At 53.5% G+C, this 20298-nt stretch carries 17 protein-coding genes, 6 tRNA genes and 1 other RNA gene; 11 read left to right on the top strand and 13 right to left on the bottom strand.

Annotated elements, in window-relative coordinates:
* Positions 1 to 2: 2 nt before the first annotated feature.
* The 3 genes from zipA to JZ655_RS14970 all read left to right on the top strand — a co-directional run bounded on the left by zipA (position 3) and on the right by JZ655_RS14970 (position 3310).
* Positions 3 to 1010: a cell division protein ZipA gene (gene zipA, locus JZ655_RS14980; protein ID WP_207292178.1), complete on the top strand. Its 1008-nt coding sequence runs from the start codon at positions 3 to 5 to the stop codon at positions 1008 to 1010.
* 67 nt (positions 1011 to 1077) lie between these two features.
* Entirely contained in the window at positions 1078 to 3093 is a 2016-nt protein-coding gene (gene ligA, locus JZ655_RS14975; protein WP_207292177.1) for an NAD-dependent DNA ligase LigA, read from the top strand.
* Position 3094: 1 nt separating this feature from the next.
* A complete protein-coding gene (locus tag JZ655_RS14970) occupies positions 3095 to 3310 on the top strand; it encodes a DUF3820 family protein (RefSeq protein ID WP_003861328.1) in 216 nt (71 codons plus the stop codon).
* On the opposite strand, the gene JZ655_RS14965 is transcribed toward JZ655_RS14970, so the two are convergent.
* Complete coding sequence (locus tag JZ655_RS14965) at positions 3307 to 4305, bottom strand: bile acid:sodium symporter family protein (protein ID WP_046884647.1); 999 nt, start codon at positions 4303 to 4305, stop codon at positions 3307 to 3309. The genes JZ655_RS14970 and JZ655_RS14965 overlap by 4 nt on opposite strands.
* An 89-nt stretch (positions 4306 to 4394) precedes the next feature.
* On the opposite strand from JZ655_RS14965, the gene JZ655_RS14960 reads away from it, so the two are divergent.
* Positions 4395 to 5330, top strand: coding sequence for a LysR family transcriptional regulator (locus JZ655_RS14960; protein WP_207292176.1), 936 nt, complete (start codon positions 4395 to 4397; stop codon positions 5328 to 5330).
* Here the strand turns inward: JZ655_RS14960 and JZ655_RS14955 are convergent.
* From JZ655_RS14955 to JZ655_RS14930, 6 genes are all read right to left on the bottom strand, one after another.
* Positions 5327 to 5668, bottom strand: a complete 342-nt coding sequence (locus JZ655_RS14955; RefSeq protein WP_040074595.1) for a FlxA-like family protein — start codon at positions 5666 to 5668, stop codon at positions 5327 to 5329. The two genes, JZ655_RS14960 and JZ655_RS14955, sit on opposite strands and share 4 nt — an antisense overlap.
* A 217-nt stretch (positions 5669 to 5885) precedes the next feature.
* Positions 5886 to 6011, bottom strand: a non-coding RNA gene (locus tag JZ655_RS14950) — RtT sRNA.
* 29 nt (positions 6012 to 6040) lie between these two features.
* Positions 6041 to 6116 (bottom strand) — tRNA-Lys (locus JZ655_RS14945).
* A gap of 4 nt (positions 6117 to 6120) precedes the next feature.
* Positions 6121 to 6196: transfer RNA gene (locus JZ655_RS14940), tRNA-Val, on the bottom strand.
* A 29-nt stretch (positions 6197 to 6225) separates the two neighbouring features.
* A tRNA-Val gene (locus JZ655_RS14935) sits at positions 6226 to 6301 on the bottom strand.
* Positions 6302 to 6341: 40 nt separating this feature from the next.
* Positions 6342 to 6417: transfer RNA gene (locus JZ655_RS14930), tRNA-Val, on the bottom strand.
* 257 nt (positions 6418 to 6674) lie between these two features.
* On the opposite strand from JZ655_RS14930, the gene gltX reads away from it, so the two are divergent.
* Complete coding sequence (gene gltX / locus JZ655_RS14925) at positions 6675 to 8090, top strand: glutamate--tRNA ligase (RefSeq protein WP_046884650.1); 1416 nt, start codon at positions 6675 to 6677, stop codon at positions 8088 to 8090.
* 45 nt (positions 8091 to 8135) lie between these two features.
* Here the strand turns inward: gltX and JZ655_RS14920 are convergent, their stop codons facing one another.
* A complete protein-coding gene (locus tag JZ655_RS14920) occupies positions 8136 to 8531 on the bottom strand; it encodes a YfeC-like transcriptional regulator (RefSeq protein WP_207292175.1) in 396 nt (131 codons plus the stop codon).
* Between the two features lie 6 nt (positions 8532 to 8537).
* Complete coding sequence (locus JZ655_RS14915) at positions 8538 to 8891, bottom strand: YfeC-like transcriptional regulator (protein ID WP_040074598.1); 354 nt, start codon at positions 8889 to 8891, stop codon at positions 8538 to 8540.
* Between the two features lie 219 nt (positions 8892 to 9110).
* Between JZ655_RS14915 and JZ655_RS14910 the strand changes: the two genes are divergently transcribed.
* From JZ655_RS14910 to JZ655_RS14900, 3 genes are all read left to right on the top strand, one after another.
* Positions 9111 to 9186: transfer RNA gene (locus JZ655_RS14910), tRNA-Ala, on the top strand.
* Positions 9187 to 9229: 43 nt separating this feature from the next.
* Positions 9230 to 9305: transfer RNA gene (locus tag JZ655_RS14905), tRNA-Ala, on the top strand.
* Positions 9306 to 9516: 211 nt separating this feature from the next.
* On the top strand, positions 9517 to 11706 hold the full coding sequence (locus JZ655_RS14900; RefSeq protein WP_207292174.1) for a sensor domain-containing phosphodiesterase: 2190 nt from the start codon (positions 9517 to 9519) through the stop codon (positions 11704 to 11706).
* Between the two features lie 44 nt (positions 11707 to 11750).
* On the opposite strand, the gene JZ655_RS14895 is transcribed toward JZ655_RS14900, so the two are convergent.
* Positions 11751 to 12938: a NupC/NupG family nucleoside CNT transporter gene (locus JZ655_RS14895; RefSeq protein ID WP_046884653.1), complete on the bottom strand. Its 1188-nt coding sequence runs from the start codon at positions 12936 to 12938 to the stop codon at positions 11751 to 11753.
* A gap of 348 nt (positions 12939 to 13286) precedes the next feature.
* On the opposite strand from JZ655_RS14895, the gene JZ655_RS14890 reads away from it, so the two are divergent.
* The gene (locus JZ655_RS14890) at positions 13287 to 14525 is read left to right on the top strand and encodes an Nramp family divalent metal transporter (RefSeq protein WP_207292173.1); all 1239 of its coding nucleotides are present in this window, start codon (positions 13287 to 13289) and stop codon (positions 14523 to 14525) included.
* A 43-nt stretch (positions 14526 to 14568) separates the two neighbouring features.
* On the opposite strand, the gene ypeC is transcribed toward JZ655_RS14890, so the two are convergent.
* Positions 14569 to 14910 carry a DUF2502 domain-containing protein YpeC gene (gene ypeC / locus JZ655_RS14885; protein WP_046884654.1) on the bottom strand — a complete coding sequence of 114 codons (342 nt, stop codon included), beginning with the start codon at positions 14908 to 14910 and terminating at the stop codon, positions 14569 to 14571.
* Positions 14911 to 15036: 126 nt separating this feature from the next.
* Positions 15037 to 16035, bottom strand: coding sequence for an L-glyceraldehyde 3-phosphate reductase (gene mgrA / locus JZ655_RS14880; protein WP_046884655.1), 999 nt, complete (start codon positions 16033 to 16035; stop codon positions 15037 to 15039).
* 183 nt (positions 16036 to 16218) lie between these two features.
* Between mgrA and ipdC the strand changes: the two genes are divergently transcribed.
* A complete protein-coding gene (gene ipdC, locus JZ655_RS14875; RefSeq protein WP_207292172.1) occupies positions 16219 to 17874 on the top strand; it encodes an indolepyruvate decarboxylase in 1656 nt (551 codons plus the stop codon).
* Here ipdC and JZ655_RS14870 read toward each other — a convergent pair whose 3' ends face one another.
* Positions 17875 to 19110 (bottom strand): ion channel protein, encoded by a 1236-nt coding sequence (locus JZ655_RS14870; protein ID WP_207292171.1) that lies wholly within the window; start codon positions 19108 to 19110, stop codon positions 17875 to 17877.
* A gap of 204 nt (positions 19111 to 19314) precedes the next feature.
* On the opposite strand from JZ655_RS14870, the gene glk reads away from it, so the two are divergent.
* Positions 19315 to 20280, top strand: coding sequence for a glucokinase (gene glk / locus JZ655_RS14865; RefSeq protein ID WP_040074606.1), 966 nt, complete (start codon positions 19315 to 19317; stop codon positions 20278 to 20280).
* Positions 20281 to 20298 lie beyond the last annotated feature (18 nt).

The raw sequence follows: 20298 nt of genomic DNA, 5'->3' as shown, positions 1-20298 counted from the left end.
TAATGATGCAGGATTTGCGTCTGATATTAATCATTGTTGGCGCGATCGCCATACTCGCTTTACTGGTGCACGGTTTCTGGACCAGCCGTAAAGAGCGTTCCTCTATGTTTCGCGATCGCCCACTAAAGCGCATGAAGTCTCAACGTGACGATGAGAACGATGATGACGACATGGAATCTGAAGACGAAGGCGTGGGTGAAGTTCGCGTTCATCGTACTCACAGTGCGCCCGGCGCAGGCTTTGGGGAGCACGAAGCCCCCCGTCCTTCGCAGCACCAGTACCAGCCGCCGTATGCCTCTGCTCAGCCGCGCCCCGCTAAGCCGGCACCGGTAGAAGCGCCTGTTCATCAGACGCAGCAGCCTGTACAGACTCAGCCGGAGGCTCCGCAACCCGCAGCACAGCAGCCTGTGCATCAACCGCAGCCTGTGCATCAGCCTCAGCCTGTGCAACAGCAGCCTGTCCATCAGCCGCAGCCTGTGCAACAGCCACTGCAGCCAGAGCCGCAGCCTGTTCAGGTACAGCAGCCTACGCCAGTAGTTGAGCCAGAGCCGGTTGTGGTTGAAGAGCCCGTGGTAGAAAAACCGCAGCGTAAAGAGACGGTCATCGTCATGAACGTCGCTGCGCATCATGGGACATGGTTAAACGGTGATGTATTACTGAACAGTATTCAGCAGGCTGGTTTCAAGTTTGGCGATATGAATATCTTCCATCGTCATCTGAGTCCGGACGGCAGCGGCCCAGCCCTCTTTAGCCTGGCCAATATGGTGAATCCGGGAACCTTTGACCCTGAAATGACCGGTGATTTCACTACACCCGGCGTCACAATCTTTATGCAGGTGCCCTCTTACGGTGATGAAGTGCAAAACTTTAAGCTGATGCTGCAGTCCGCTCAGCATATCGCCGATGAAGTGGGTGGGGTGGTACTTGACGATCAGCGTCGCATGATGACACCGCAGAAGCTGCGTGAGTATCAGGACCGTATCCGCGAAGTTAAGGAAGCAAACGCCTAAGCCTGGCGTTCGTTTCATCCCTTATCAACCCCCGCCTGTCGGGGGTTTTTCTCATTGATGGTGCGACATGGACTCTATCGAACAACAACTCACTGAACTGCGAACCACGCTTCGCCATCATGAATACCTGTATCACGTGATGGATGCCCCCGAAATCCCGGACGCGGAGTACGATCGCCTGCTGCGCCAACTGCGCGATTTCGAAGCGCAGCATCCGGAGCTGATTACGCCGGACTCGCCTACCCAGCGCGTGGGTGCCACGCCGCTGACGGCGTTTACTCAGGTACGTCATGAAGTGCCGATGCTGTCCCTGGATAACGTTTTTGATGAAGAGAGCTTCCTCGCCTTTAATAAACGCGTGCAAGACCGTTTAAAGAGCGTGGATGTACTGACCTGGTGCTGTGAGCTTAAGCTCGATGGCCTGGCGGTGAGCTTGCTGTATGAGAACGGTGTGCTGGTACGTGCCGCCACCCGCGGCGATGGCACTACCGGTGAAGATATCACCACGAACGTCCGTACCATTCGCGCCATTCCGCTGAAGCTGCACGGCGACAACATCCCTGCGCGGCTGGAAGTGCGCGGAGAAGTGTTCCTGCCGCAGGCCGGGTTTGAAAAAATTAACGACGACGCTCGCCGTACGGGTGGAAAAGTCTTCGCCAACCCCCGTAACGCTGCGGCTGGTTCATTGCGCCAGCTTGACCCGCGTATCACCGCGAAGCGACCACTTACTTTCTTCTGTTATGGGGTGGGAATACTGGAGGGCGGTGAACTGCCGGATACCCATCTGGGACGTTTACTCCAGTTTAAAAAGTGGGGCCTGCCGGTGAGCAACCGCGTGCAGCTTTGCGATTCTCCCGAAGCCGTGCTGGCGTTCTACCGCAAGGTTGAAGAGGACCGCCCAACGCTCGGCTTCGATATTGATGGCGTGGTGATCAAGGTCAACTCGCTCGCGTTACAGGAGCAGCTTGGCTTTGTGGCGCGCGCTCCGCGCTGGGCAGTGGCTTTCAAATTCCCGGCACAGGAACAGCTGACCGTTGTTCGGGACGTCGAGTTCCAGGTAGGACGAACCGGCGCAATCACGCCGGTGGCGCGCCTTGAGCCCGTCCAGGTGGCTGGCGTGCTGGTGAGCAACGCCACGCTACATAATGCCGATGAAATCGCGCGCCTGGGTCTGCGCATTGGCGACAAAGTGGTCATACGGCGCGCAGGGGACGTTATTCCGCAGGTCGTTAACGTGGTGGAGTCCGAGCGACCGGCCGATACCCGCGCTATTGTCTTCCCCTCCCACTGTCCGGTGTGCGGCTCTGATGTGGAGCGTGTGGAAGGTGAGGCCGTTACCCGCTGCACCGGCGGATTGATCTGCGGTGCGCAGCGTAAAGAGGCGCTGAAGCACTTTGTCTCCCGCCGCGCCATGGATGTGGACGGCATGGGTGACAAAATTATCGATCAACTGGTCGAGAAAGAGTACGTCCATAACCCAGCCGATCTGTTCAGGCTGACCGCCGGTAAGCTGACGGGCCTTGATCGTATGGGACCTAAATCGGCGCAGAATGTGGTCAATGCTCTGGAAGCCGCGAAACAGACTACCTTTGCCCGCTTCCTCTATGCACTGGGGATCCGTGAAGTGGGTGAAGCGACGGCAGCCGGGCTGGCGGCCTACTTCGGTACCCTGGAGGCGCTTGAAAAAGCCAGCATTGACGAACTACAAAAGGTACCGGATGTCGGTATTGTGGTTGCGACACACGTCTTCAACTTCTTTGCTGAAGAGAGCAACCGCGAGGTGATTGGCAACCTGCTGGCAGAGGGCATTCAATGGCCTGCGCCAGTGGTGGTCAATGCCGAGGAGATCGACAGTCCGTTTGCGGGTAAAACCGTAGTATTGACGGGCAGCCTTAGCCAGCTTTCACGTGATGATGCGAAAGCGCGTCTGGTGGCACTGGGGGCGAAAGTGGCGGGTAGCGTCTCAAAGAAAACCGATCTGGTGATCGCCGGCGAAGCGGCCGGTTCAAAACTGGCGAAAGCGCAGGAGCTTGGCATTGACGTTATCGACGAAGATGAAATGATGCGTCTGCTGGGAGAGTAACGTGGAGAAGGAGCAGCTTGTTGAGATTGCCAATACAGAGATGCCATTCGGTAAATATAAAGGCCGCAGGCTGATTGATTTGCCGGAAGAGTATCTGCTGTGGTTTGCCCGTAAAGATGAATTCCCTGCCGGGCGACTGGGTGAGCTGATGGCTATCACGTTACTGATCAAAACAGAGGGGCTGACCCAGCTGGTTCAGCCCCTGAAACGCCCTTAAGCCTTCGCGGCGCGGGTCTCTTCCTGCGCCTGCAACTTCTCGGTCTGCTGTTTATAACGGCGCGCCAGCACTGCGCAGAGCATCAGCTGCAATTGATGGAAGATCATCAGCGGCAGCACCATCATCCCTATTGCCGCTGTCGGGAAGAGGATATTGGCCATCGGGATACCGTTCGCCAGGCTCTTTTTCGACCCACAGAAGACAATAGTGATCTCATCCGCTTTATTGAAGCCGAAGCGGCGGGCGGCAAACACGTTGATGCCAATAATAATCGCCAGCAGCACCAGGCTTACCACCACGATAAACAGCAACGAACCCACGCCCACTTTATGCCAGATACCGTTGACTACCGCTTCACTAAAGGCAGAGTAGACCACCAGCAGAATGGAAGTCTGGTCAGTTTTAGAGATCCACTTCTTGTGTTTTGCCACAAAGGCGGCAGTCCAGGGGCGGGAAAGATGTCCCAGCACAAACGGCAGCAGCAATTGCAGCATGATTTTACCCACCTGCTCGAGGCTGCCTTCTGCGCCGTGCAGATTCATGACCAGCCCTACCAGCAATGGCGATACGAAGATCCCCAATAGGCTTGAGGCCGACGCCGAACAGACCGCAGCCGCAACGTTACCCCCTGCAAGTGAGGTAAAGGCAATGGCGGACTGGACGGTGGCAGGCAGAATGCACAGATAAAGGAAGCCGCTATAGAGCGCCGGATCTACGTTAACGGGGGCCCACCAGGCAAAAAGCACGCCCAGCACCGGGAAGATAACGAAAGTGCTACACATCACCCAGAGGTGCAGTCGCCAGTGGCTGCCGCCCGCAATTATTGCTTCGCGCGACAGCTTTGCGCCATGCATAAAGAACAACAGCGCGATAGCGGCGGTGGTCAGCCCTTCAAAGAAGGGGACAAAACCGCCCCTCGCCGGGAAGAAAGAGGCGAGTAATACGGTGACCACCAGCGTTAACGTAAACGGATCAAGAATCTTTAAAATTTTCATAACCACTCCTGAAAACAGATGCTGCTATTGTGCTTTTATCCGTTTGAGAAATAAAATTGATTTATTGCATCTATTTATGAGTAAAACAGATGAATTACTCCCTGCGTCAACTTCGTGTTTTTGTCACCGTCGCACAGGCGAAAAGCTTTAGCCGCGCCGGAGAGATGATTGGATTGAGCCAGTCTGCTGTAAGTCATAGCGTGAAAGAGCTGGAACAGCAAACGGGCGTGCGCCTGCTGGACAGAACCACGCGTGAAGTGATACTCACCGAGGCGGGGCAACAGCTGGCCGCGCGGCTGGCGCGTTTGTTAGATGAGCTTTCGAGCACGCTTCGCGATGTAGGAAGGGTAGGGCAGCAGCTTTCAGGCACGGTACGTGTAGCCGCCAGTCAGACCATTTCGGCGCATTTGATTCCACACTGTATCGCGCAAAGTAATCAATGTTACCCCGATATCAATTTTGTGCTGCATGATCGGCCTCAACAGTGGGTGCTGGAAAGTATTCGTCAGGGAGAGGTAGATTTCGGCATCGTTATCGATCCTGGCCCGGTAAGCGACCTTGAGTGTGAAGTCGTGCTCTCGGAGCCATTCTTACTGCTTTGTCGTAACGATAGCCCGCTGGCAGCGCAGACGAGCGTGACGTGGCAAGCGCTGGAAGGAGCAAAGCTGGTGTTGCAGGACTATGCCTCAGGAAGTCGACCGCTGATCGATGCCGCCCTTGCGGACCAACAGGTGAATGCCACCATAGTCCAGGAGATTGGACATCCTGCGACGCTCTTCCCGATGGTTGAAGCCGGGATTGGTATTAGCGTTCTCCCGGCTCTGGCTCTGCCTTTACCGCAGGGGAGCCAGCTCACGGTGAAACGATTTACGCCTGCAGTCGAGCGTAAGTTAATGCTGGTGCGGCGTAAAAATCGTTCGCTTTCTGGCGCGGCGCAGGCGATCTGGGAGGTGGTGCGCATCCAGGCTGAACAGCTCACACAAGCCCGTATGCGCGATCCCTTGTTTAACTATGAGGCGCGTTAAACGTAAATATCAATTTCATGCTCATCGGAAGGTTTGTTTACGCCTTCCACTTTAGCTTGCGCCTGTTCTTGTTTTTGTTTTGCCTCTTCAGCCTGACGACGGAGCAGCATCTGCAGTTGTGCCTGCAGGCCGTCAATTTGCGCTTTCAGTATCTCTTGTTGCTCCTTTTTTTCTTCGGGAGTGCCGCTTCCCAGGGCAATATCCTTAAATTTCTGGCTCAGTTCAGAAATTTGGGCCGTGATGCGGCTGATTTGCCCAGCAATGCTGTTATCGCTTGAGCCGCTTTTACTGTTACTGCTGGTCTGTATTGATGGGGTTGATGCCTGAATTGTAGTCATATAAAGATCTCTTGCCGGAAATCCCTTTTATCGGCATAAGTTCGCCTCTACTTGAGATCACCTGCAAGAAATGACAGGTAACGAGGCGAAAGGTTATTGGCATGTAAATCTTCGGTTGAGCGATTGATAAAGACGATAGAGAAAGGGGAGTTACCGAGTGCATGCAGAGTACAAATCGCAGATAGCAAAAAAGCGCCTTTAGGGCGCTTTTTTGCATTGGTGGGTCGTGCAGGATGACTCGCTTCGCTCGCCCTTCGGGCCGTCGCCGTAAACGGCTCCGGTGCCTCACTGCGTTCGGCTCGAGCCTGCTGCAGGTTCGAATCTTTCAAATCACAGATAGCAAAAAAGCGCCTTTAGGGCGCTTTTTTACATTGGTGGGTCGTGCAGGATTCGAACCTGCGACCAATTGATTAAAAGTCAACTGCTCTACCAACTGAGCTAACGACCCGAAATGGTGGGCGATGACGGGCTCGAACCGCCGACCCCCTCCGTGTAAAGGAGATGCTCTACCAACTGAGCTAATCGCCCATTTCGGAACTGCTGCGATAAGGTGAGAATGGTGGGCGATGACGGGCTCGAACCGCCGACCCCCTCCGTGTAAAGGAGATGCTCTACCAACTGAGCTAATCGCCCAATCTCAATTCTTATCTACACTGCGAGCCATCGAAGAAGATGGTGGGTGATGACGGGCTCGAACCGCCGACCCCCTCCGTGTAAAGGAGATGCTCTACCAACTGAGCTAATCACCCCCGCTGTGTGGAGTCGCATTATAGGGAGAGTTGAAAATGAGTCAACGCCTTTTCTAAAGATTTTGTTTGTTCGTCGTAAAATTAGGCAAAACGATCGCAAAACGCGCCAGGCAGCATGATTTCTATACAAAAATGGCAAAGGTGGCGGTTCCGGCTGCAACAAGATTGAGGATTCAGGCTGGAGTGATAGAATATTGCCCACTCTCATTTCCAGGATATGCCGGTTGTCGGCATCTTTATTACTGTAAGGCCACTTCATGAAAATCAAAACTCGCTTCGCGCCAAGCCCTACCGGCTATCTGCACGTCGGCGGTGCGCGTACTGCTCTCTATTCCTGGCTTTTTGCGCGTCACAATGGCGGTGATTTCGTTCTGCGTATCGAAGATACCGACCTTGAGCGTTCTACGCCGGAAGCAATTGAAGCCATCATGGATGGCATGAACTGGCTGAATCTGGAGTGGGATGAAGGCCCTTACTTCCAGACCAAACGCTTTGACCGCTATAACGCCGTCATCGATGAGATGCTGGAAGCGGGCACCGCCTACAAATGCTACTGCTCTAAAGAGCGTCTTGAGGCGCTGCGTGAGTCGCAGATGGCAAATAATGAAAAGCCGCGTTACGACGGCCGCTGCCGCCACGGTCATGAGCACCACGCAGATGATGAACCTTGCGTAGTGCGTTTCGCCAATCCGGAAGAGGGCTCGGTGATCTTCGACGATCAGATCCGTGGTCCGATTGAGTTCAGTAACCTGGAGCTCGATGACCTGATCATCCGTCGTACCGATGGCTCACCAACTTACAATTTCTGCGTAGTCGTTGATGACTGGGATATGGAGATCACCCACGTGATCCGTGGTGAAGATCATATCAATAACACGCCACGTCAGATCAACATCCTCAAGGCGCTGAACGCACCGGTACCGGTCTATGCGCATGTCTCCATGATCAACGGTGACGACGGCAAAAAACTGTCGAAACGTCATGGTGCCGTTAGCGTGATGCAGTACCGCGACGATGGTTATCTGCCGGAAGCCCTGCTGAACTATCTGGTGCGTCTGGGCTGGTCTAATGGCGATCAGGAAATTTTCAGCCGTGAAGAGATGATTAAGCTTTTCTCTTTGGGCGCGGTGAGCAAATCGGCCAGTGCATTCAATACTGATAAGCTGCTGTGGCTGAACCATCACTACATCAATACGATGCAGCCAGAATACGTTGCAACCTATCTGCAATGGCATATTGAGCAGGCTAACATCGATACCCGCAATGGCCCGCAGCTGGCTGAGCTGGTGAAACTGCTCGGCGAGCGCTGCAAAACGCTGAAAGAAATTGCCGAAAGCTGCCGCTATTTCTATGAAGATTTCGAGCAGTTTGATGCAGATGCGGCGAAGAAACACCTGCGTCCGGTTGCGCGTCAGCCTCTGGAAGTGGTTCGCGATAAACTGGCTACCCTTACCGACTGGAGCGCTGAAGCTGTGCATAATGCCATTCAGGCGACTGCCGATGAGCTGGAAGTGGGGATGGGTAAAGTGGGCATGCCGTTGCGCGTAGCCGTTACCGGTGCGGGTCAGTCTCCGGCGCTGGACGTTACCGTACACGCTATTGGCAAATCACGCAGCGTGGCGCGCATCAATAAAGCGCTGGGCTATATCGCCGAGCGAGAAAGCCAGCAGTAATCTCGTCAGGATGTAAAAACGGCAGGGTCAAGCCTGCCGTTTTTTTTATGTCCCGCTTGCCTGCAGATTGAGGCGGGTGAGAAAACCTTTTATCCCTTCCCGTGCCAACAGCAATGCCAGACGTTCCTGCTCATCTGTCGTCATCTTCTCTAGCGCATCGGTAATTTGCCGTAAAACAGCAGTGGGTCTGTTATCACCATATGGAGGGATACTTTCCGCCAGTTGGTAGAGCGCTTGACGTTTACGGATCGCCGGAATATTCATGATGTGTTTACGCACCTGAGCATCAATATAGACCAGGCGAGCGCGTCCACCTTTGACCCCGTTAATTCCTTCTGTTTTCCAGCCGTTTTTACGTATCCAGCGATTCACGGTCTGCCTGGCGACACCCAGACTATCCGCCAGCTCCTCGGTGGTCATTTTGCTGCGTAAGCTTTTCATAAGCGTTTAATCACGTATCCCTAAGCGTTGTAACAATCCCGAGATCCCTTCCCGGAGTAATAAAGAGGAGAGCTGTTTCTGCTCTTTTGGCGTCATCTCATTTGCCAGCGTCAGGAGCAGGGCAGAGAGCGAGTTGTCTCCGGCTATTTCTGGTAAGGTCGCGGCGTCGGGTGCCCTGCGTGCGCTGCGGATAAAATCGCGAACTTTATCGTTCACATGCACCAGGCGTGCTTTTCCACCCTGTACGCCAGGCTTTGGCGACGTTGCCCAGCCCTCTTTGCGCACCCATTTATTGATGGTTTGTCGACTGTAGCCAGTGAGTCGGGCCAACTCCTCCGGCGTCATTCTTTCCTTGATCATGCCATTTCCAGAGAATTACCAGGGTTAATTGAGGTTTCATCCTATAGCATCATTTAACGTCAAAACGTGACAAGTATAACTACAGGCTGCGAGTCTCCTCGCAATGTGGTTCATTTGCCTGATTTTTCGGCGATCAATCACTGACGGCTGAATTTGCCGTTGACACTCCGCAGCGGAATTCATATGATGCCGCCCGTCAACACGACAAGCTTTACGTATGGGGCTATAGCTCAGCTGGGAGAGCGCCTGCATGGCATGCAGGAGGTCAGCGGTTCGATCCCGCTTAGCTCCACCAAACTCTGAACCCAACAGAGTGAGGTTCGTATAAGCAACGCGTTGGGGCTATAGCTCAGCTGGGAGAGCGCCTGCATGGCATGCAGGAGGTCAGCGGTTCGATCCCGCTTAGCTCCACCAAAATTCACACCCTCGTCGAAAGACGGGGGTTTTTTATGCCTATGTAACATCTATTCGCACTTTTTGTTGCCAGAAATAATGCTTTCTATACCTTGACTCAATCTATATCAATAAACAGGTCTCTAAATAGACTTGAACTTGATTCGCGCAATTAATAAACCTATTATCCATCCGGTCAATGAGGCAAACGGTTAATAGATTATTTAATTTAATGAACAGAAAAGCTTACAATAATGTAAAGATATTTATAACAGCGCTGACGCTATGTCTGATTACTGTGCCCTTTTCCCGATATCTTTCTCCGCGCGCTATGGTAAATGGGCATGATGTCTATTTAGCATGGCTACCGTTAAGCGTTATGCTGGCGGTTATACTGTTATTTGGTCGTCGGGCGGTTATTCCTGTTCTTTTAAGTTTTATTGCTACTAACATATTAAGCGTAAGTTTAGCACCGCTACAACATGCTGTATTATTGTTTTGTCAGACTTTTTCGGTGTTTGCCGTCTGTGGCATGATGCGTCTCATGCTAGGCAAACGCTGGCGCTATCGCGTGCCCAACAAATATGTCGGGTTACGTATTTTCTGGCTCGGTTTTATGGTGCCGATAGGTATCAAATTATCGATGTACCTTGCTGGTTATCTATTTCTTTTCCCGGTAACAATATCGACATTTTTCGGCGAGGGAACGGCAATATATAACGTTGTGGATATTCAGAGCCTGATTTGTGCAGCGTTAATTTTTACCATGATGTTCTATTATCCGTTAAGAATGATAATTAATCCCCGCTACGCCAGAACGTTCTGGCTACAGAGCGTGAAGCCCGTCTTTTTTCACAAAAAATCGTTATATATCGTCATCTGGTTACTGCTTTTAATTCTCATTATCGCCATTTTATGTGCTCCTGTAGAGTCACCCATCATTGCGGGATATTTAATGCCGATTATTTTTATCCTCTTTACGTTAGGTATTAGTCACCTGAGCTATGCGCTTATCTCGCTGTTCTGGGCTGCAACCGCGCTCCTGCTGTTAACCTACAATTACAACTTTCTTACAGGGGTCGAGTCGGGTCATTCTCTCTCCTTCATCCTTTCTGTACTGATCACTTTTGCGATCTGTTTACTCTACATGTCGAAGATCTACCAGCGAAGTGAATGGCTTAAGCAGGGTTGGCAGGAGAGGGCGCTCACCGATCCGCTTACTGGTTTACCTAACATTCGCGCACTGGAAGACTTTCTACAAATCCACCCTGGCGCGAAACTCTGTTGCCTGCGCATGGATAATCTCGAGTTTCTCAGTCGCCATTACGGCATTCTTATGCGGGTTCATTGCAAACGCAGGATCACCGCATCGTTACAGCCGTTACTGCAAAAGGACGAGACGCTATTCCAGCTACCCGGAAGTGAGCTGGTACTGGCGTTGCTGGGGCCGGGGACGGCCGAGCGACTGCAGCATATGGTCGACCGACTCAACAGCCGTAAAATTGTCTGGAACAACACCGGGCTGGATATTGAATTTGGCGCCTCGTGGGGAGAGGTTGAGAACGGTGAGCATCTGCATCATACGCTGGGGCAACTGAGCTGGCTGGCTGAGCAATCCTGTGCCGCGCATAATGTGCTGGCGCTCACCAACAGGATTGAAGATGCCTCCGGCCAAACCACCGACAGGGTATTGCTGCTGGGCCGCATTAAACGCGCTCTTGAAGAGGGGGGCTTACATCTTTACGCCCAGGCGATACGGGATGCTGAGGGGAAAGGTTACTATGAAATCCTCTCACGTCTGGAGAGTGAAGGTGAGATTATCACCCCCGATCGCTTCATTCCGCTGATTGCCCAATTTAACCTGAGCCATCGCTTTGATCTTAACGTCGTTGAGAATCTGCTCATTTGGCTACGCCAGCACCCCGTGAGGGATGCCGGGACACGGTTTTCCGTCAATCTGCTGCCGATGACGCTGATGCAGCAAGAGGTGGCTGCAGAGATCATCGGCCTCTTTGAGCGTTACGGGGTGGCCCCGCAGACCGTCGTCATCGAGATAACCGAAGAGCAGGCTTTTTCGAACTCCGGAAGCAGCATCAAAAATATCCAGCAGCTCAGGGACTACGGTTTCCGCATTGCGATTGATGACTTTGGGTCAGGTTACGCCAACTATGAGCGCCTTAAGCGCCTGGAGGCAGACATCATTAAGATCGATGGCTGTTTTGTGAAAGATATCTGTACCGACAATATGGATGCCATGATTGTGCAATCTATTTGCAATCTGGCAAAAACGAAAGCGCTTTCTGTGGTAGCTGAATATGTGGAAACGCCTGAGCAGCGCGACATGCTGCTGCGTTTCGGTGTGGACTATCTTCAGGGCTATTTGATAGGCAAACCGATGCCTTTAGCGGAATTACAGGGATAAAAAAACCGGGAGCATTTGCTCCCGGTTGCTTTTACAGCGTCGTATTACAGAACCAGTGCTGCGATAGAAGCAGACAGGACGCTAACCAGCGTAGAGCCGTACACCAGCTTCAGACCGAAGCGAGAAACCACGTTACCCTGCTCTTCGTTCAGGCCTTTAATCGCGCCCGCGATAATGCCGATAGAAGAGAAGTTAGCGAAGGAGACCAGGAATACAGACAGGATGCCTTCCGCGCGCGGCGACAGGGTGCCCGCGATCTTTTGCAGGTCCATCATGGCAACGAATTCGTTAGAGACCAGTTTGGTGGCCATAATACTGCCAACCTGAAGCGCTTCGCTTGCCGGAACACCCATCACCCATGCAACCGGGTAGAAGATATAACCCAGAATCCCCTGGAAGGAGATGCCCAGTACCGCAGCAAACAGGGCATTCAGTGCGGAGATCAGGGCAATGAAGCCGATCAGCATCGCAGCAACGATAATCGCAACTTTAAAACCAGCCAGGATGTATTCACCCAGCATTTCGAAGAAGCTCTGACCTTCGTGCAGATTTGCCATCTGCAGGTTCTCTTCACTCTCATCCACGCGGTACGGGTTGATCAGTGACAGAACAATGAAGGTGCTGAACATGTTCAGAACCAGCGCCGCAACCACGAATTTCGGTTCCAGCATTGTCATATATGCGCCCACGATAGACATGGATACAGTCGACATTGCGGTTGCCGCCATGGTGTACATGCGGTTACGGGACATCTTGCCGAGGATATCTTTATAGGCGATAAAGTTCTCAGACTGACCCAGGATCAGCGAGCTGACGGCGTTGAAAGATTCCAGTTTGCCCATGCCATTGACTTTGGACAGTACTGTACCGATAGCGCGGATCACAATGGGCAGAATGCGAATGTGCTGCAGAATACCGATCAGCGCAGAGATGAAGACGATAGGGCACAGAACTTTCAGGAAGAAGAATGCCAGACCTTCATCATTCATTTTACCGAATACGAAGTTGGTCCCTTCATTTGCGAATCCGAGCAGTTTTTCAAACATTTCGGAGAAGCCTTTTACGAAGCCAAGACCCACGTCGGAGTTCAGGAAGAACCAGGCGAGTAAAACTTCAATAACGAGTAACTGTACAACATAGCGAATGCGGATTTTTTTGCGGTCATGGCTGACCAGCAACGCAAGCGCTGTAACGACAACGAGTGCCAGGACAAAATGAAGGACGCGGTCCATATTTGCTCCAAATATGAGGCAGGTTTAATTTCCGTGCACATTCTATGTAACAACAGTAAAGAAAACGAGATCAAAGCCACACTATAGTCACGTCCTGTGACGAGACTCAAAAATAGTGACACACCATACAATTTTGTTATGTTATGTAAATGAGTTAAAAGTTAAGTTCGTGTGCTACGCTTCACAAATATGGGCGCATTCAATCTGCGCTACGTCTATTTTTATTTTCCAGCCCGATCATTGTTCTTAGCTATCACAGTCATCAATACAACCATCGCAAATGAACTTGATAATCATTCGCATTTTGATAGCATTAAACATAGCAAAGGCTATATTTTAGAGGCAGAGATGACGAACAGTCGCGTTGAGAGTAGCAGCGGCCGCGCAGCACGCAAGATGCGTTTCGCATTAATGGGACCTGCGTTCATCGCTGCGATTGGTTATATCGACCCGGGGAACTTTGCGACCAATATTCAGGCCGGCGCCAGCTTCGGTTATAAATTGCTGTGGGTGGTGGTGTGGGCGAACCTGATGGCAATGTTGATTCAGGTGCTGTCGGCCAAACTGGGTATCGCAACCGGGAAAAATCTGGCGGAGCAGATCCGCGACCACTACCCGCGTCCGCTGGTCTGGTTTTATTGGGTGCAGGCAGAAATCATCGCCATGGCCACTGACCTGGCAGAATTCATTGGCGCGGCCATCGGCTTTAAGTTGATTCTTGGGATTTCACTGTTGCAGGGCGCGGTCTTAACGGGTATCGCCACTTTCCTGATTTTGATGCTTCAGCGACGTGGGCAAAAACCACTTGAGCTGGTCATTGGCGGCCTGCTGCTATTTGTGGCGGCGGCCTACATTGTCGAGCTGGTCTTCTCGCAGCCGGACTTTGTGCAGTTAACGAAGGGGATGGCCATTCCGAGCCTGCCGACATCGGAAGCGGTATTCCTCGCCGCCGGGGTTCTGGGGGCGACCATTATGCCGCACGTCATTTATTTGCACTCTTCTTTAACCCAGCATCTGCATCAGGGATCGCCAAAGGAGCAGTATTCCGCAACGAAATGGGATGTGGCGCTCGCAATGACCATCGCCGGTTTTGTTAACCTGGCCATGATGGCTACTGCAGCAGCGGCCTTTCATTTTAATGGCCATACCGGGATTGCCGATCTCGATCAGGCCTATCTGACCCTTGAACCGCTGTTAAGCCACGCTGCCGCCACGATTTTCGGCCTGAGCCTGGTGGCTGCCGGGCTCTCCTCTACGGTCGTTGGCACGCTGGCAGGGCAGGTTGTTATGCAGGGGTTTGTGCGCTTTCATATTCCACTGTGGGTACGCCGTACCATTACGATGATGCCTTCATTCATTGTGATTCTGATGGGGCTCGATCCGACGCGGATTCTGGTCATGAGCCAGGTGCTGCTGAGCTTTGGTATTGCGCTGGCGCTGGTGCCCTTGCTAATTTTTACCAGTGACAAATCCCTGATGGGTGAGCTCGTCAACTCGACGATGGTGAAGCGAATCGGATGGGCGATCGTCGTGGTAGTGGTTGCGCTTAACCTCTGGTTGCTTATCGGGACAGCGCTGGGGTTATAAACGTGGAGTGATAAAAAAGGAGCCGGTAGGCTCCTTTTTCGTATTAGTGGTGATGTCCGTGACCATGGCCATGGCCGCGACCACGACCTCCGCGATGATCATCCCGGTCTCTCCAGCCTTCACGGTAGCCGCGCTCATAAGCTTTACGCTTATCCCAGCCACGATGATAGCCATTATCATGTTTGCGCCAGTGGTTGCCGCGCCATTCATAATGGCGATGCCAGTAGCCGCGGTCACGCCAGCCACCGCCGTCCCAGTAGTTACCGTAATTATCGCGATCGCCAATTTGTAATTTAATCGATGGCAACAGGGTGATTTCGCCAGCATTAGCAACCAGCGGTGCTGAAGCCAGTAAAACTGCGGCCAGAATCAGGGACCTGAACATTGTTATTCTCCTTCACGATCGGGGCCGAAGCCGGCCTGTTAACGCAATTTTACGGGGCTGTGAAGCCGCGTTTAATGCGCGTAACTCCGAAATGAGAAGGCGAAGCACGATTTGCTAAAAATGCTGCTATTTTGCGCTGTCCAGAATCGCTTCGATTTCACTCAACTCTTCAGCAGCAAAATGGCGGTTCGCCAGCATGCCTACCGCATCTTCAATCTGTGCTGTCTTACTGGCACCTATCAGCACTGAGGTGACGGCACGATTTCTCAGCACCCAGGCGAGTGCCATTTGCGACAACTTCTGACCTCGGCGTTCGGCTATCGCATTCAGCATCCGCACTTTTTTCAGCGTCTCTTCTGTGAGCTGATCCGGATTGAGGAAACGGCTGCCGCTTGCGGCGCGGGAATCGGCCGGTATGCCATTCAGATAGCGGTCGGTTAATTGCCCACCCGCCAGCGGCGAGAAGGCAATGCAGCCCACGCCATTTTCTTGCAGCACCTCCAGCAGGCCAGCTTCCGGTGCGCGCTCGAACATTGAGTATTTCGGCTGGTGGATAAGGCAGGGGGTGCCTAAATCATTCAGAATCTCAATAGCCTGGCGCGCAAGTTCGGCCGGGTAGTTGGACAGCCCGACGTACAGGGCTTTCCCCTGGCGGACAATATGGTCAAGCGCTTTCATCGTCTCTTGCAGCGGCGTTTCGGGATCGGGGCGATGGTGGTAGAAGATATCCACATATTCCAGACCCATGCGTTTCAGGCTCTGATCAAGGCTGGCAATAAGGTACTTGCGCGAGCCCCAGTCGCCGTAGGGACCCTCCCACATGGTGTATCCCGCTTTGCTGGAGATAATTAGCTCATCGCGATAGGGCAGGAAATCCTCCTGCAAAATACGTCCAAAGTTACGTTCAGCGGAGCCCGGTGGCGGGCCGTAGTTATTGGCCAGGTCAAAGTGCGTAATGCCTAAATCGAAGGCCCGCTGTAATAGTTGACGGCTGTTCTCGATCAGGGTGGTGTCACCAAAGTTATGCCATAAGCCAAGCGAGATGGCGGGCATTTTAAGGCCACTGCTTCCGCATCGCTGATACGTCATTGACTGGTAACGGTTTTTATCCGCCTGATAAACCATAGGTACGTCCTCTGAGCCGGAAATAAAGGTGAGTGTATACGTTTACACAATAAACGAGATCGGCAGATTACAGCGCGAAAATTTGTAAAGCATTCTTTCCATAACCTCATTGTTTGTGTTTCTGGACACCCATCACGCTTCTTCAATACTCAAATTGAAGTCATCATAATAAGGACACCTGCTATGCGTACCCCCTACTGCGTCGCTGATTATTTACTGGATCGTCTTACTGATTGTGGCGTAGACCACCTGTTTGGCGTGCCTGGCGACTATAACCTGCAGTTTCTTGATCACGTCATCGACAGCCCCGATATCGGTTGGGTGGGCTGTGCCAATGAGCTGAATGCGGCCTATGCCGCCGACGGCTACGCGCGTTGTAAAGGCTTTGCTGCTCTTCTGACCACCTTTGGCGTGGGGGAGCTCAGCGCCATTAACGGCGTAGCGGGCAGCTTTGCAGAACATGTACCGGTTCTGCATATTGTGGGTGCGCCTGGCAGCGCATCGCAGAAAAAGGGGGAGTTGCTCCATCACACCCTTGGTGACGGCGAGTTCCGTCATTTTTACCATATGAGTGAATCCATTACGGTGGCGCAGGCGCTACTCACCGAACAAAACGCCTGCTATGAAATCGACAGGGTGCTGATCGCCATGCTGCGCGAGCGCCGTCCCGGCTATCTGATGCTGCCTGCCGATGTGGCAAAAAAACCTGCCACGCCGCCTGTAAACGCTCTCATCGATGAGCGGTATGAGAGCGACGGTTTCCGCCTCGAAGCCTTCCGCCAGGCCGCGGAACAACGTCTGGCGATGAGCGAACGTACCGCGCTGCTGGCTGACTTCCTGGTATTGCGTTATGGCCTGCAAAAACAGCTTCAGCAGTGGGTCTGCGAAACGCCTATCGCTCATGCCACTATGCTGATGGGGAAAGGGATATTCGATGAACGTAAACCGGGTTTTTACGGTACATACAGCGGTTCTGCCAGCAGCGCGGCGGTAAGCGAAGCCATTGAAGGCGCAGACACCGTGATCTGCGTAGGGACACGTTTTACCGACACCCTGACGGCGGGCTTTACGCACACGCTCACGCAGCAACAAACTATCGAGGTGCAGCCGCACGCGTCACGCGTCGGCGACACCTGGTTTACCGGCATCCCCATGACGCAGGCCATTGAGGTGCTGCATCGCTTGTGTCGGGAACAGAGTGATGGCAGAAATCTGCCGAACCGGCCTATCCCTTCAACGGCGATGCACCACGGCAGCCTGACGCAGGATAGTTTCTGGAAAACCCTGCAAACCTTCATTCGCCCCGGGGATATTATTCTGGCCGACCAGGGGACCTCTGCGTTTGGGGCCATAGATCTCTGCCTGCCGAACGAGGTGAATTTTATTGTCCAGCCTATCTGGGGGTCGATCGGCTACACGCTCGCCGCCGCCTTTGGCGCTCAGACCGCGTGTCCGGATCGCAGAGTGATTGCCATTACCGGTGATGGCGCCGCGCAGCTGACTATTCAGGAGCTGGGGTCGATGCTGCGTGATAACCAGCATCCTCTCATTCTGGTGCTGAACAACGAAGGGTATACGGTCGAGCGCGCCATTCACGGTCCCGAACAACGCTATAACGATATTGCCCTGTGGGACTGGACTAAAATTCCCCAGGCGCTCAGCCTGGATTGTCAGGCTGAGTGCTGGCGAGTGAGTGAAACGGTCCAACTCGCCGAGGTGCTGGAGAAGGTGGCTCACAGCGAGCGGCTTTCGCTAATTGAGGTGATGTTACCGAAGCATGATATTCCGCCGTTATTGGGTGCTATCACCCGTGCGCTTGAGGCGCGTAATAATGCCTGATTAGCGATCTCTACGCCCGACGATCATCATCGGTCTGCCCGCCAGCAACAGCCAGGCGGGCAGCATGACGATGCAGAGTAACGGCATCAGGTTAAGATCCGGCACCACCACCGCAGCCATAAACAGGCTCAGCCACGCATCCCGCGTCACCACCAGCACCAGCCCCAGAATCGAACATGAAACGGTAATCGCCGCCGGCACCGCTTCGACGTGTTCGTGCAGCATCAGCCCCAGCGCCGCGCCGATAAACACGGCCGGGAAGATACGCCCGCCGCGAAAGCCGCACGCGGCCGCGACCACTAAGGCTGCCAGTTTAATCAGGGCAAACAGCAGATAATCGCTGACGCTGAAGACCTGACTAAAGGCCATCTGCTGCATCTCATCCAGTCCCTTAAATAAGGTTATCGGTCCGCCGATGGCGCCAAGGATCCCCAGCAGCAAACCGCCTGCGCCCAGAATCAACACCGGGTTTTTCAGGCGGTGCATGACCCTGTGCAGACGCGGCAGACACCAGACCGCCACCATGCCCAGAGCAATGGCGATGGCCGCAACCACCGCGCCGCTGAAGAGATCGACGAGCTGCATCTGCCCATAGTGCGCAATGGGCAGGGAGAAGTGGGGATGGTAAAAGAGGCTGGTGGTAAGCGCGCCGGCAGCAGCCGCTAACAGTGGGGCAAACAGACGATCCCAGAGGGGGAGATCATTATTACCGCTCAGGGTTTGCGAGAAAATTAGCGCGGCAGCGACAGGGGTGCCAAACAGTGCGCCAATGGTGCCGGCAGAGGCCAGGATCGTCCAGTCGAGCGCATCCACGCGTGGGAAAGTCCGTGCCCCAATGGCCACGGCCAGAGCAATATTGACAGCCATCACCGGGTGTTCCGGCCCCAGGCTCACGCCACCCGCCAGGCCAATAATCAGGGCGATAATTAACCCTGGCAGTGCGCTACCATTCACTGGTGCACCGATCAGAGGTTCGGTGGCCGGATCGGGCCCGGCATGGCCAGGGCTGTAGCGCACCACCAGACCGACGGCAATCCCCGTGAGGGTCAGCATCACCAGCGTCCAGACGGGAGAGTCAAAGCGCAAGCCCATGGCGGCAGGCAGCGTTTTCCACAGGAAAGCCTGTAAAACGGAAGCGACCTTCATAATAACGATCAGGATCAGACTGGATGCCACGCCAATAATTAACGCCGGGGGGGCCAGCAACAGCATGGTTCTGGCTCGCGGATGGAGCATGATGATTTCCTTGTAGAAAATGACACGCGTTACTTTGCACAATCAGTTTGTATCTCATAGTGCAATTGGTGCTGAAACGGTAAAGTTATTCTGTGACGTAGATCGATAATCCTGGGGCACTTTCACCCAGACCGTTGTTGTTACGGTGCCTTGAATTTAGAGTGTGCCAAAGAGTTATTTTGACTTTAGCGGAGCAGTAGAAGAATGACAAAGTATGCTTTGGTAGGTGATGTGGGGGGGACGAATGCGCGTCTGGCATTATGCGATGTCAGTAACGGGGAGATTTCCCGCGCGAAGACCTATTCCGGGCTGGATTATCCCAGCCTGGAAGCCGTGGTGCGCGTCTATCTGACGGAGCACAACGTCAGCGTCGAGGATGGCTGTATCGCCATTGCCTGCCCTATCACGGGTGACTGGGTGGCCATGACCAACCACACCTGGGCCTTTTCCATCGAAGAGATGAAAAACAACTTGGGTTTTGCGCATCTGGAAATTATTAACGACTTCACCGCGGTATCGATGGCGATCCCGATGTTAACGCCAGAGCATCTTATCCAGTTCGGCGGCACGCAGCCGGTAGAAGGCAAACCGATTGCCGTTTATGGCGCAGGCACCGGCTTAGGGGTATCGCACCTGGTGCACGTTGATAAGCGCTGGGTAAGCCTTCCGGGCGAAGGGGGCCATGTTGATTTTGCGCCGAACAGCGAAGAAGAGGGCATTATCCTTGAAGAGCTGCGAGCAGAGATTGGCCACGTGTCGGCAGAGCGCGTCCTCTCGGGGCCTGGGCTGGTGAATCTCTACCGTGCGATTGTCAAATCAGATGGCCGCCTGCCGGAAAATCTGCAGCCGAAAGATGTTACTCAACGCGCACTGGAAGATACCTGTATTGATAGCCGTCGGGCGCTGTCGCTGTTCTGCGTCATAATGGGGCGTTTCGGCGGTAACCTGGCGTTGAACCTTGGCACCTTTGGCGGGGTGTACATCGCTGGCGGCATCGTACCGCGTTTTCTGGAATTCTTTAAAGCGTCCGGCTTCCGTGGCGGCTTTGAAGATAAAGGTCGCTTCAAAGCTTACGTACAGGATATCCCTGTGTTCCTGATCGTCCACGATAACCCCGGTCTGCTGGGGGCGGGCGCCCATCTGCGCCAGACGCTGGGTCAGGTACTGTAACGTCCTCTCCCGGTGGCT

This window comes from Leclercia pneumoniae (assembly GCF_017348915.1).
GTDB lineage: Bacteria > Pseudomonadota > Gammaproteobacteria > Enterobacterales > Enterobacteriaceae > Enterobacter > Enterobacter pneumoniae.
The sequence above is the reverse complement of the archived record's forward strand: the minus strand, read 5'-3'. Positions and strand labels throughout refer to the sequence as shown.